At 52.5% G+C, this 13,235-nt stretch carries 12 protein-coding genes; 8 read left to right on the top strand and 4 right to left on the bottom strand.

Going from position 1 to position 13,235, the window contains the following annotated elements; translation table 11 throughout:
* Window positions 1–63: 63 nt before the first annotated feature.
* From EG028_RS13895 to EG028_RS13905, 3 genes are all read right to left on the bottom strand, one after another.
* Window positions 64–1,101 (bottom strand): 2-oxoacid:ferredoxin oxidoreductase subunit beta, encoded by a 1,038-nt coding sequence (locus EG028_RS13895; RefSeq protein ID WP_120517255.1) that lies wholly within the window; start codon window positions 1,099–1,101, stop codon window positions 64–66.
* 643 nt (window positions 1,102–1,744) lie between these two features.
* Window positions 1,745–3,508 carry an N-acetylmuramoyl-L-alanine amidase gene (locus tag EG028_RS13900; protein WP_120517254.1) on the bottom strand — a complete coding sequence of 588 codons (1,764 nt, stop codon included), beginning with the start codon at window positions 3,506–3,508 and terminating at the stop codon, window positions 1,745–1,747.
* Window positions 3,509–3,596: 88 nt separating this feature from the next.
* Entirely contained in the window at window positions 3,597–5,390 is a 1,794-nt protein-coding gene (locus EG028_RS13905) for an acyl-CoA dehydrogenase family protein (RefSeq protein ID WP_120517253.1), read from the bottom strand.
* 57 nt (window positions 5,391–5,447) lie between these two features.
* Between EG028_RS13905 and EG028_RS13910 the strand changes: the two genes are divergently transcribed.
* Both EG028_RS13910 and EG028_RS13915 read left to right on the top strand, forming a co-directional pair.
* Window positions 5,448–6,302: an alpha/beta fold hydrolase gene (locus EG028_RS13910; protein WP_120517252.1), complete on the top strand. Its 855-nt coding sequence runs from the start codon at window positions 5,448–5,450 to the stop codon at window positions 6,300–6,302.
* A 5-nt stretch (window positions 6,303–6,307) separates the two neighbouring features.
* Window positions 6,308–7,453, top strand: coding sequence for a glycosyltransferase (locus EG028_RS13915; protein WP_120517251.1), 1,146 nt, complete (start codon window positions 6,308–6,310; stop codon window positions 7,451–7,453).
* Between the two features lie 35 nt (window positions 7,454–7,488).
* Here the strand turns inward: EG028_RS13915 and EG028_RS13920 are convergent, their stop codons facing one another.
* Window positions 7,489–8,481, bottom strand: a complete 993-nt coding sequence (locus tag EG028_RS13920) for a terpene synthase family protein (RefSeq protein ID WP_123864669.1) — start codon at window positions 8,479–8,481, stop codon at window positions 7,489–7,491.
* Between the two features lie 521 nt (window positions 8,482–9,002).
* On the opposite strand from EG028_RS13920, the gene EG028_RS13925 reads away from it, so the two are divergent.
* The 6 genes from EG028_RS13925 to EG028_RS13950 all read left to right on the top strand — a co-directional run bounded on the left by EG028_RS13925 (window position 9,003) and on the right by EG028_RS13950 (window position 13,212).
* The gene (locus EG028_RS13925; RefSeq protein WP_120517249.1) at window positions 9,003–10,133 is read left to right on the top strand and encodes an ABC transporter permease; all 1,131 of its coding nucleotides are present in this window, start codon (window positions 9,003–9,005) and stop codon (window positions 10,131–10,133) included.
* Window positions 10,134–10,182: 49 nt separating this feature from the next.
* On the top strand, window positions 10,183–10,626 hold the full coding sequence (locus tag EG028_RS13930) for a hypothetical protein (RefSeq protein WP_120517248.1): 444 nt from the start codon (window positions 10,183–10,185) through the stop codon (window positions 10,624–10,626).
* A 90-nt stretch (window positions 10,627–10,716) separates the two neighbouring features.
* Window positions 10,717–11,787, top strand: a complete 1,071-nt coding sequence (locus tag EG028_RS13935; protein WP_120517247.1) for a glycosyltransferase — start codon at window positions 10,717–10,719, stop codon at window positions 11,785–11,787.
* 42 nt (window positions 11,788–11,829) lie between these two features.
* The gene (gene gldC, locus EG028_RS13940; protein ID WP_120517246.1) at window positions 11,830–12,192 is read left to right on the top strand and encodes a gliding motility protein GldC; all 363 of its coding nucleotides are present in this window, start codon (window positions 11,830–11,832) and stop codon (window positions 12,190–12,192) included.
* A gap of 19 nt (window positions 12,193–12,211) precedes the next feature.
* Window positions 12,212–12,664: a GatB/YqeY domain-containing protein gene (locus EG028_RS13945; protein WP_120517245.1), complete on the top strand. Its 453-nt coding sequence runs from the start codon at window positions 12,212–12,214 to the stop codon at window positions 12,662–12,664.
* A gap of 8 nt (window positions 12,665–12,672) precedes the next feature.
* Window positions 12,673–13,212, top strand: a complete 540-nt coding sequence (locus EG028_RS13950; protein WP_123864670.1) for a CvpA family protein — start codon at window positions 12,673–12,675, stop codon at window positions 13,210–13,212.
* The last annotated feature ends 23 nt before the right edge of the window (window positions 13,213–13,235 follow it).

The raw sequence follows: 13,235 nt of genomic DNA on the forward strand, positions 1-13,235 counted from the left end.
GGCTACCTTACGGCAACCGGGAATATTTTTAAGTTCAATTTATCAGGATAATTCCTACCCGTATTACAGGATAGTCCAGGTTTCATTACCTGCCAGCAGTTTGTCGAGGTTGCCGGGGCCGCGTTTGGCGGTGGCTTCCTGGAGCTGTGCTGTCATGATATCGTCGTAAGTGGGGCGGAAGATCTGGTAAAACACGCCAAAGGGCCTGGGGAGATGACCTTCTATACGCGCATCGTCGAACATGCGGGTGAGCAGCTGGGCTTTCCCAAAGTCCTGTTCGTCGTGGATCCAGAGGTCTGAAGTGCTGTATTCGCCGGTGGTCAGGTCCACGGCTACCGGCTTCAGGCCGTCCAGGCGGATGCCTTTATTTTTCTGCGGGCCAAATACCAGCGGCTGGCCTTGTTCCACAAAAATAGTCTCGTCTGCCTTGCTGGATTTTTCGGTGAACACCTCAAAAGCGCCATCGTTGAAGATGTTGCAGTTCTGGTAGATCTCCAGGAAAGACGCGCCTTTGTGGGCGTGGCTGCGTTTCAGCATTTCCTGCAGGTGTTTGGGATCACGGTCCATGGAGCGGGCAATAAAGGTGGCATCCGCACCCAGGGCGAGTGCCATGGGATTAAAGGGATGGTCTATGCTGCCGTAAGGCGTACTTTTCGTGATCTTGTTCTCTTCTGAAGTGGGAGAATATTGTCCTTTGGTAAGGCCGTAGATCTGGTTGTTGAACAACATGATGTTCACATCAAAGTTACGGCGCAGGAGGTGGATGGTATGGTTGCCACCGATGGACAGCCCGTCCCCGTCTCCCGTCACGATCCAAACGCTCAGCTCGGGCCTGGTGGCCTTGAGGCCGGAGGCAATAGCCGTGGCGCGCCCGTGGATCGAGTGCATGCCATAGGTATTCATGTAATAAGGAAAGCGGGATGAACACCCGATACCGGAAACGATCACTATATTTTCGCGCGGGATACCTAAGCCCGGCATGATGGTCTGAACCTGTTTTAATATGGAGTAATCCCCGCAACCCGGGCACCAGCGTACTTCCTGGTCCGTTGCAAAGTCCTTGGCCGTTAAGGGCTGCGGAGGGATGATGGTAGTTGACATTTTGTATATATCGGTTTGGTGTAAAGTTACGAATTCACAAGCGCTTCCCAATATTCCGCTACGCGGCGGGTATAAGGGGGCATTTCTTTTGTTTTAGTGCTGAGGGCGCCCAACTCGTCAAATTTTTTCACTAACTGGCCCATAATCACGTATTTATAAATGTATAACGCTAATGTACAAAATATAAGGCTGTTACAGCGGAGGCAAAGATAGTTATTAATCTACTAAGATGGTAGGATATTGTATACCAGATCGGGAGATAATCTGTAATGGTAAGATGTTATGGTTCAGGGTTAAAACAATATGAGGGAAAAAACAAAAAATACCCAGTTCTGAGTATTGCAGAGCTGCAATAGATATTCCATTTTTGTGCTATGTACGCTAACCCAGGCATATAGGGCCGGATGCGACATTGGACATTAGACAGAGCAATACGGGCAGCAGAAAAACACCATTCTGAGCTTCTCTCCATTTTGACTATTTAAAAAGATACAATAACCTTCTTTGGGATTGGGCCACCGTTTTATTTTCAATAAGACAAACTGGTTTTCCGTTCCATCAAGTTTCGTTCTGGATATGGAAATACCGTGAACAATATTAGATCGCGGTCTTCACATGGCTCCCTCTGCGGGAGCCATTTCTTTTACTGCTGCTCCTCCGCGCCTGCATATCCTGCCGCCACAAAATCCTTGATACCCAGCACTATTTTGCCTGCCATCTGCTGGCGAAACCCCGGGTCCAGGATCTTCATTTCATCTTCCGGGTTGCTGAGGAAGAGGGTTTCCACCAGCACGTTCGGGTATTCCGTCGGGCTGTTCAGCGCGAAGTTGAAGCTGCCTACATTGCCGAATTCCTTCAGGCCCAGCTCCAGCATGTGTTTGTAAATATATTGGCTCAGCGGCCTGAAACCGATGTGTTTGTAATAGGTGCTGGTGCCCTGGATGCGCACCGGGTCCGCGGAGGAATTGAGGTGGATGCTCACGAGCAGGTCCGGATCTTTGTCGCGGTAGGCGCTCACGCGGTAGTTGTTGTCCACATAAGAATCGTTCACGCGGGTCATGAGCACCCTGGCGCCTTCCGCCTGCAAAGCCTGCTGCAGGGAAACGGCTACGGCCATGGCCATTTCTTTTTCGTATACGCCGGTAGGGCCTTGCGCACCGGTGTTCCGGCCGCCATGACCGGCGTCCACGGCAATGGTCAGGTTGCCAAGACCGGACTGTGCCGGCGGTCTTTTTACTTTCAGGGTGAGGGTGCTGCCGTTGTAATACACCTGGTGGCCCCAGTGCTGCTTGTGTTTCAGCTCAATGATCACCCGGAGGATGTCATCCTCTACCTGTTCGTAATACGCATTTTTGATCTCCTGGCTGTTCTCCAGCTGGGTGATCCAGTTGGTATTGGCGGTGGCGCCGTATATGTCCAGCACGATGCGGGAAGGATCGGTTTGCTGGGTGGTGCGGTAGGGTAGCTTTTGTGTGAGGGATACGGTGAGATAATCGAATTTATCATCGCCCCATACGCGCCAGCTGTTGCTGAGGGACGATGGAGGGAAAGTGCCGGGGGCCTGCATCACCACCTGTTCCTGCGGGATGTAGGCGGTGAAGTTTTTGGCGAGTTTCACGCGGTAGTCCGCCCCTACCTTGCCGGTAATGTTCAGGTAAACGGCTGTATCCAGGTTGCCGATGCGCGCGCCGCCAAGGCGGTCTTCGCCGAGGCCGTATTTCAGGAAGGGGTTTTCGCCGGTGGTTTTACCTACCATCGGTTGCACCTGCGGATCGTTCAGGGTAAAGGTGTAGGTGGTATTACGGCGCACCTGTGTGCCTTCCGCTTCCAGCACTACGGGCATGGTACGGCCGTTGATGAGGGGATCGTTGCACTGCACGGTGTAGGTGCCTTGATAAATGCCGGGCATGGTCTGGCTGCCGCTCACGGGCAGTTCCATAAGCCTGAACTGACCGCCGACGGTGACAGTGCCGCCGGGAATGGCTTTTACGCGGAAGCGGATCAGATCGCCGGGGGCTACCAGCAGGTTGCCTTCGGGGAAGGTCTGCACATAGGCGATGTTCACGGAAGAGACCGGTACGGCCGGCTGGGGGACGTTGTAAGTGAAAGAGATGATGCGCTGGATGGAATCTCCTTCGGGGCCGAGCGATTTGATGACGAATTCATTGCTGCCTTCTTCCAGCTCCACTTCAATGGCAAAGGCGCCGGTGGGGTATACTTTCTGAAGTTCATCATTCACAAATACCTGGCAGGATTTGCAGGTACTGCCTACGAGGAACTGCCGGGTGGCTGTGACTGCGTTGCTTTGCCTGCCCGGCTGCGTGAGCCGTAAAAAACTCTTCTCCTGCGCCTGCGCCTGTAATACAAACAATACAACAAGCAGCAGACTGCCTCCTAACCTTTTCATCCGTACAATTTTTTCTCTACAATAAAACAAGGGAACAAGGATTTATGTTTCCTTGTTCCCTGCAAAGGTATCTATAAGCATTAAAAGATCAGAACGTGTAGCCGTTATCCGCGATCAGCTTTTCAGCAATACGGCGGCGCGCGTCTTTTGTATTGAATGGTTCGGTTTTGGTAAAACGTTTCAGGCCCAGCAGCATCATACGTTGTTCATCTCCTTCCGCGAAGCCGTTGATGGCGTCTTTGCCGGATTTGTTCACACGGTCCGCTGCGTCTGTGAGATAGGTGCGTACCATATCGGCCTGTAATGCCACGGCTGCTTCACCTTTCAGCTCGGTGAGCTTGATGATGCGGAGCAGCGCGCTTTCGCTCACGAATGTTTCAATGGCCATATCGGCGATGTTCATGAGTATTTCCTGTTCGGTGTCCAGTTTCATCATGAGCTTTTGTACGGCCGCTCCCGCCGCCATGAGGATGGCCTTTTTCATATTGGCCACCTGTTTCTTTTCTTTGGCGAAAGGCCCTTCGTCTTCATTGCCGAAGTCCGGGATGCTCATGAGTTCCTTCATCACGTTCATAGCCGGGGTCATGAGGTCTATTTTTCCTTTCATGGCGCGTTTGAGCGTCATATCCAGCGTGAGGAGGCGGTTGATCTCGTTGGTGCCTTCAAAGATGCGGTTGATGCGGCTGTCCCGGTATGCTTTGGAGATCACGTATTCATCGCTGAAGCCATTGCCGCCATGTATCTGGACGCCTTCGTCCACTACAAAGTCCAGCACTTCCGAGCCGTTCACTTTCAGTATGGCGCATTCCACGGCGTATTCCTCGGCGGCGCCCAGCAGGGCTTCGTTGAAGGCTTTGCCTTCCGCCAGCAGCTCGTGTTCTTTCTGGTCTATCAGCTGTGCGGTGCGGTACAGCGCGGATTCGCATACCCAGATGCGGGTGGCCATCTCCGCCATTTTATGTTTGATGGCGCCGAACTGCGCGATGGGCTGTTTGAACTGTTCGCGGGTGTTCGCGTATTGAATGGCAATGTCCAGGCTGCCTTTGGCGCCGCCTAAAGCAGCAGCGCAAAGTTTAAGCCTGCCGATATTAAGGATGTTGAAGGCGATGAGGTGGCCTTTGCCGATCTCGCCAAGCACGTTTTCAACCGGTACCTGCGCGTCCTGGAAATAGATCTGGCGGGTGGAGGAGCCTTTGATGCCCATTTTATGTTCTTCGGGGCCGAGAGTGAAGCCGGGAGTGCCTTTGTCCACGATGAAGGCGGTGAACTTATCCCCGTCTATCTTGGCGAATACGGTGAACACATCCGCGAAGCCGGAGTTGGTGATCCATATCTTCTGGCCGTTGAGCAGGTAGTGTTTGCCATCCGCGGTGAGTTTGGCGGTGGTTTTGGCGCTAAGGGCGTCAGAGCCGGAGTTCGGCTCGGTGAGGGCGTAAGCGCCTTTCATTTCGCCGGAGGCCAGTTTGGGAATATATTTCTGTTTCTGCGCGTCTGTGCCGAAATAGAGGATGGGCAGGGAGCCGATGCCGGTATGCGCGGCCATGGCCACGGAAAAGGAGTGGCCGGCGCCCAGGGCTTCGTTGATCAGGGTAGCGGTTATAAAATCTTTGCCGAGGCCGCCGAACTCTTCCGGGAAGGCGGCTCCCAGGAGGCCCTGCTCACCGGCTTTATCCAGGAGGGAAGGCATAAGGCCTTCTTCCAGCTTGTCCAGGCGGTCCAGAACGGGCGTCACCTCTTTGGCTACGAACTGTTCGGCCATTTCTTTGATCATAAGCTGCTCTTCTGAAAAATCTTCGGGAATAAAAATCCCGGCGGGGGTAGTCTCTTTCACGAGGAATTCAGCCCCTTTCAGGGCTGCTTTGCTGTTAACCGCGGTATCCATCTTGCATGATTTTTTAGTCTACTCGTAATTTACCGAGTTTATAGCAATTGGCAAATTATGATTCCGGGGCAATTAGTTTTAAATTCGCCCATCTTATTGAAAAGCAAAGTGGACATTTCCCTCACATATCAGAACAGTGAGTTCTCCGGCATTGTAACCGGTTCGGGGAGTGAATTGCTGATATGTTTCCATGGTTTTGGTGAGAGCGGGTCGCACTTTGGCGCGATGGAGGCGGCTTTAGGCAATATATTCACTATCGTTGCGTTAGATATGCCCTTTCACGGCAAAACAGTATGGAACGAGGGAAGAGTGTTTGAAAAAAGCGACCTTACGGCGCTGGTTGAAAAAATATTGGAAAAGTTCGGCAAACAAACGTTCTCCCTTATGGGTTATAGTATGGGTGGGCGACTGGCTTTGTGTATCGTGGAAGAAATGGCGGCCCGGATCATTCACCTGGTCATGGCCGCTCCGGATGGTTTAAGAAATAACCCTTGGCATATGTTTGCCACACAAACGACAATTGGCAACCGTATCTTTTTGTACAATACTCACCACCCGGGCCTGTTCTTCCGGCTGCTTACCCTCTGGCGGAGATGGGGTTTGCTGAATGAAAGCGTCTACAAGTTTGCGTTCTATAGTATGGATAAAGTAGAAAAACGCCAGCTGGTTTATAATGTATGGACCGTTATGAGAAAACTAATGCCATCGCGGCGACGCTGCAAACGCCTGATGGCGCGTTACAACATAGATACCATTTTGATTTTCGGGCGGTACGACCGGGTAATTCCTCCTGCTTTCGGGGAGCGTTTTGCGGATGGTGCCTTTCCCTGTAAGATGCTGGTGCTTGATAAAGGGCATCAGCTGATCTCTGAAGAATTAGGATTCATCATCAGAAAAAATATCAGGAGCTAGTAAGCATGAATGCTTTATTGATCGCCACTCTCGGCCTCGCGTTTTTGTATGGGATATTAATGCTGTCGTACACCTACGGCTGGTGCAGATTAAAAAAATTTGATCCTGCCGCTCACGCATATACCTTCAATACGAAAGTATCCGTCATCATCCCGGCAAGGGATGAGGAAAAAAATTTACCCGTCCTGCTGGAAGCCCTGCAGCAGCAGAGTTACCCGGCCAATCTTTTTGAAGTGATCGTGGTGGACGATTTTTCGAACGACGGCACTGCGGATACCGTCAGGTATTTCCCTGCTACAAACGTGCGCCTCATCCGCATGAGCGACCGCATCAGCCATCATCAGCGTCTCAACTCGTACAAGAAAAAAGCCATAGAGCTTGCTATCGGTGAGGCTACCGGCCATCTCATCGTGACCACGGACGCGGATTGTGTGATGGGGCCCAAATGGCTTGAATCCATCGTGAAGTTTTATGAAACATACCGCCCCCGCTTCATCGCCGCTCCTGTGGCGTATCACCGTGAGGAAGACTTTTTTCAGAAACTCCAGTCCCTCGATTTTATGACCATGCAGGGCATCACCGGCGCGGTGGCTTACCTGCAAACGGGCACGATGTGCAACGGGGCGAACCTTGCGTATGAAAAAACGGCGTTCGAAGAAGTAGGCGGATTCACGGGTATAGACATGATCGCTTCCGGCGACGATATGCTGCTGATGTACAAGATCTACCACGCATACCCCGATGGCGTGATGTACCTCAAAAGCCGCGACGCCGTTGTACGCACCCTGCCGGTGGAAACGGTGAAAGGGTTTATGAACCAGCGCATCCGCTGGTCGTCCAAAGCGGATAAATACGAGGACAAACGCATTACCCGCGTGCTCGTGCTGGTGTACCTCTGGAACGTGATGCTTTCGCTGATGGCCATCGTAGCCGTTTTCAGCCCGCAGCTCTGGAGCTGGTTCGGCTGGCTGATGGTTTACAAGATCGTTGTGGAACTGATATTTTTAGTGCCGGTGGCGGGTTTTTTCAAAAAAGGCTCACTGCTGCCATGGTTCATTCCCGGGCAACTGTTCCACATCGTATACGTGGTAATGGCTGGCTGGCTGGGAAAGTTCGGGACATACGAATGGAAAGGGCGGCTGGTAAAATAACCGCCCCTTCCGGTCTGGATACGTTTTCTTACAAATTACAACCTTGATATCAGCCAGTTGCCCGCGGCCGTTTCCGTGATGTTCATCCGGTAACGCGCCGTGTCCTGGAAGCTCCAGTCCAGGTTTGCGCGCATCCAGGCCATCAGCACGGTCACATACCTTTGCAGTTCTTCATTCACTTCCGCGCCGAAAGACGGCAATGATTCACTGAGCGTGATGAACCGGCGTACTTCCGCGTCGTGCATACGGGCGGCTTCGGCCACGGCGTCTTCCAGGCTGAGCTTACGTTCTTCTTTTAATACCACTACCAGGTTGTGCACGTCGCCCTGGCGGCGTTCCTTGTCGAAAGAAAAAAGATCGTTGGCCCAACACACCACGTTGTTGCAGGCCAGCGACAATTGTTTTACCATTTCGTGCAGCCGCACTTCGTCCGGCAGGTAAATGTTTTCCAGCACTTCGATCAGCTCGATGTCCGCAAACAGTGCACCGGTGTAAGGGCGTTTCTCTATGTAATCCGCCACGGTGGGGGCCTGGTGACGGATACGGTTTTCTACTTCCCAGAGGCAGGCATCCAGATAGTCGGTCATGCTCTGCACGAAACGTTTCTGCCAGGCCGGGCTGCTGATGCGTTTCATACGTTTCCAGAGGTCTTCGAAACTGAGCGCCAGCGGCATGCCTTCATCCGGTGCCACCACGCGGTTGTTCTGAAGGATCATGCTTACAAAAGAGTGTACCATCTGCAGGAAGTCGAGCTTGCCGAACATGGACTCGTCGTTTTTATCATCCAGCAGGAACAGCCAGGTGTTGAACTCCGCGGCGATGCAAAGCTCATATCTTCCGGCCGTGGGAAAGGCGCGGGAAGACAACATGGCGAACTTTGCCCTGCGGAAACGTTCCCAGGCTTTTTCTGATTTGACGAGATCGAAGCGGCTCACCCATTCCGCGGTGTGTTTTTCAGCTTCTTTGGCGAAGGGATTGAGCATAGACGGGAAGGGGCAGAAAATCTGCGGCAATTGGAGTGTAAGCATAAATGCGTCGTTTAATGATTAATTATTAATGGTTACATGAATTGTCAATGGAATGCGGCGGGTACGCGGCCGTGGAAGGAATTTTTCATCCTGCATCTGTGTTAAGCTGAACAATATGGGTACTGTGTCTTGGGCGGGAAATTGCTTCCCGCATGTGTCTTAAACTAACTGTGTCATTAGAATCGGGACTCTCATAAGCTTGTCTTAAACTGAACGTTTGGCATTGCTTCGCTAACCGGATTTGAGTGGATCATTTGTCTTAAACTGCCTTTCACCAGGTATTTTGTCTTAAACGGGATAACACTCATAAACTTGTCTTAAACTGACCTTCATCTTATTAAAATTTAAGGCTTTTTTTGTTGCGTAAATCGATGTAGCGCGGTTGGAGAGCGTTGAATTTCGTGTGATATGTTGCCGTTGAATAATAAGTAAGCGATTACGTATAACGGTTATGTATAAATGAAAATATTTGAACAGGTATGGTGGTGGAATAATCCCCGCTTTGCTTTAACTTGGAGCCGATGGCATCTTTTTCACAACAGGCATGGAAGCGGCTGAAACGCAACAAAGGCGCGATGGCGGGAATGGTGGTGATAACACTGGCCCTGCTGGCGGGCATTTTTGCATATTTCCTGAGCCCGGACCATACCCCGTATGCGAACCGTATGATCCTTGAGATCAGCGGGCAGAAGCCGGGTTTTAAGATGCATATGCTGGTGATTCCCTCCGCCAATCCCGCGCCGCGGCGCAGCTGGCTGCACCGCCTGGTGTACGGGCAGGAATCCGGGGCTGCCTGGGTACCTGTCACCGCCTGGGAATTCAAAGGAGATTCCATATATGCGCAGCAGTATGTGGACGAGGCCACCACCGCGCCAAAGACCTATCCGCTGGCGCAGGTGCTGTATGGGAAAGATTCAGTTATCCACGATATAAAAGCGGCGCGGCAGGCGATTGCACAGGAGCGCATCCTGCTGCGGCATTACCGGCTGGGCACGGATAAATTCGGCCGCGACATCCTGAGCAGGCTGCTGGTGGGCACCCGCGTAAGCCTGAGCGTGGGCTGCATTGCCGTGCTCATTTCACTTACTATTGGCATCTTCCTGGGGGCCGTGGCGGGTTATTTCCGCGGGGCCACAGACGAGGCGGTGATGTGGCTCATCAATGTGATATGGAGCGTGCCCACGCTGCTGCTGGTGTTTGCCATCACGCTGGCCCTGGGCAAGGGTTTCTGGCAGGTGTTCATTGCCGTGGGGCTTACCATGTGGGTGAGCGTGGCCAGGATCATCCGCGGGCAAGTAATGAGCCTGAGAGAGCTGCAATTTGTGGAAGCCACGCGGGCATTGGGTTACGGGCATGTGCGCACAGTGGTGCGGCACATTTTACCGAATATCCTCGGCCCGGTGATGGTAGTGGCCGCCAGCAATTTTGCCACGGCCATCGTGGTGGAAGCGGGCCTGAGTTTCCTGGGCGTGGGCGTGCAGCCTCCGCAGCCTTCGTGGGGGCTTATGATCAAGGAGAACTACAATTTTATCATTACCCACAACCCTTTGCTGGCCCTGGCGCCGGGGTTTGCCATCATGCTGCTGGTATTGGCCTTCAACCTGTTAGGCAACGGTTTGCGTGACGCAATGGACGTAAAAGGAAAAATTTGAATAGCATTAGAATTATTTCTAATTTTAGCTAGTTTTAACCACATCTGCTATGCCCTACAAGAAATACCTGATCATTCTCCTCTGCGTTTTTACCGTAGCCGCAGTTGCCTGCAAAAAGAAGAAAAAAGGCGATGGGGATGGAGATCCCGTACCGCCGCCGCCTAAAGAAGCGGAACTGGTGGTGGTAATGCCGGACATCAAGCTGAACCAGGACAATAACGCCACCGCCGGCGCATCGCTCACCGTGAAAGTAAACATCACTTCAACACCGCTGCCTAAAGACGGGGTGACTATTACCGTTACCGCGCTGGACCCTGCCGACGTGCCCATCCCGCAGAACGCGCCGCTGACCGTTACGGGCAATACCGTGGATATCAGCCTGATCAATCTGCCCAGCCTGAAAGTGGCCAGCATTGTGGTGGTTGTCACCTCCAAAAATGATCCTACCAATACAAAGACCTTCCGTTTCGGGGTGTTGAACAAAGCCGTCTGACAAATACATTCTTTTTATATAAAAGGGTGATTCCAATACGAACACCCTTTTTTTATTTAGGTTTGTGCATTGTTGGAACAGATTTGAATCATGCGAATAGCCGTAAATGCCCACCCGTTAATGCAGGACAGTGCTGCGAATACGGGCAATGTGCCTACTGAACTGATGAACCGGTTGTGCCGCCTGCACCCGGATGCGGAGTTTGTTTTTATTACAGACCGGCCGTGGGCACCCGTGCCCGCGCTGCCCCCCAATTGCGAGGTGGCTGTGCTGAAGCCGTTTGCCGGGGGGAAGATCGGGCAGTACCTCTGGCGCCGTTACCAATGGAACCGGCTGCTGAAAAAATACAGGATAGACCGCCTGCTGTGTATAGACGATGTGCTGCCATTCCCGCAGGAAGTGCAGGCCCATCTGTTGCTTATCCGCAAAGCATCGTTGCCGGACAGGCCCCCCACCTCGGAAAATATCCGCCGGTTCAGGTCCATCTCCGTGTTCTCTGAATTCATGAAAGAGCAGATCGGAGGCCGTTATGGAGGGCTGGAACAAAAATTTAACATGTTATCCCCGGGTGTTTCCGAGATATTTATAGCCCTGAACTGGGAAGAGCGGGAGCAGGTGAAACATGAATTTGCCGGTGGTATGGAATATTTTATAGCCGTAGGGGCCATTCACCCGGACAACAATATCATTCCCCTGCTGAAAGCCTTTTCCATGTTGAAAAAACGCCTTCGCTCAGGTATTAAGCTGGTGCTGGCCGGTGATCTTACACCCGAAGGAGAGGATATTGCGGAAGCTTTGCAGACCTACAAGTTCAGGGAAGACGTGATCTGGATGCAGGAGGCCGGGGAAGAAGACCTGGCGAGGCTGATAGGCGGTGCTTACGCCCTGGTGCACACCGCGGGGGCCGATGGCCTGGCGGTGCCCGTATTGCAGGCACAGCGTTGCCAGGTGCCCGGGATCGTGATATTTGCCGGAGCCTCCACGGAAGCGGGAGGAGATGCGGCGCTGAACGCCGTTCCCGGCGATGTGACGGACCTGTCCGAAAAAATGAGCGCCCTTTACAAGGATGAGCTGCTGCGCAGCCGCCTGCTGGACCATATCGGCCGCATACCCAGCTGGGACGATGCCGCGGGTCAGCTGGGGCAGATCATTACCGCCTAAAAATGAAATGCTTATTTTTGCATCTTCTAATCAAAACAACGTATGTCAAAGAAATCTACCATAACGATACAGGTGGGGCTGGACGAAAACAAAGTGCCCGAAACCATTGAATGGACTGCTACAGACAGCACCGCAGACAGGATGAACAAAGCCAAAGCCATGATGGTGGCTTTCTGGGACGGAGCGGATAAAACCGCCCTGCGCATAGACCTGTGGACAAAAGAAATGATGGTGGACGAAATGGCCGATTTCTTTTACCAGACCTTTATGACCATGGCGGATACCTACCAGCGCGCAACGCCCTGGGGCGACCAGGCGAACGACCTGCGTGCATTTGCCACAGACTTCTATAAAAAATTCGAGGAAAAACTGAAGAGCCAGCAGGAACAGGAACAGAACAAATAAGACTTAAATAACAGGAAATATGTCATTGGAATTAAATATCAACGGCGCCATCAAAACCGCCATGCTGGCTAAAGCAGAAGCGGAACTTCGCGCTCTGCGGGCCATCAAGGCAGCGGTACTGGTGGCTAAAACGGCAGAAGGCAGTACCGGTGACCTTACCGAGGCGGACGAACTGAAGCTGCTGCAAAAGCTGGCCAAACAAAGAAAAGATTCGCTTGATATCTTCCGCCAGCAGAACCGTGAGGATCTTGCAAAAAAAGAAGAAGAAGAACTGGCGGTGATAGAACGTTACCTGCCCAAACAGATGGACGAAGCCGAGCTGCGCGCCGCAGTGGAAGGTATTATCGCCGCTACCGGTGCCTCATCCCCCGCGGATATGGGCAAAGTGATGGGCGCGGCTACGAAACAGCTGGCAGGCAAAGCGGATGGTAAAATGATCTCCGCCCTCGTAAAGGAATTACTGACCAAATAAGCAGGCACTTGGCCATAGACGTTGTTTTTGCGATCATTATGGCATTTGCCGTTTACAGGGGCTTTTCACGGGGCCTGATCATCGCGGTGTTTTCGCTGATAGCCTCCATAGTGGGGCTGGCCGCCGCGCTGAAGCTTTCCGCCGTACTGGCCGCATACCTGGAGCAATCGGGGATGCAGGGCCGCTGGTGGCCGGTGGTATGTTTTATGACCATCTTCCTGGGCGTGGTGATCCTGATACGCCTGGGAGCCACGGCACTGGAGAAAGTAGTGCAATGGTCCATGTTGGGATGGCTGAACCGCCTGGGAGGGATTATTTTATATGCGTTAATATTCACGGTAGTGTTCAGCGTTATGCTGTGGCTGGCGAACCAGGTGTACTGGCTGAGCCCGGAAACCAAGCTGCAATCCGCCGTATATCCTTATATTGAACCTGTGGGACCCTGGGTAATAGAGAGAATGGGCAGCGTGATCCCGATATTCCGGGATATGTTCGCCTCGCTGGAAGGATTTTTTGAACATGCAGCCAGGGAAATTCCGGTAAAATAGCCTCATTACGGGGAGTATTTGAA

Source organism: Chitinophaga barathri (assembly GCF_003807585.1).
Taxonomy (GTDB): domain Bacteria; phylum Bacteroidota; class Bacteroidia; order Chitinophagales; family Chitinophagaceae; genus Chitinophaga; species Chitinophaga barathri.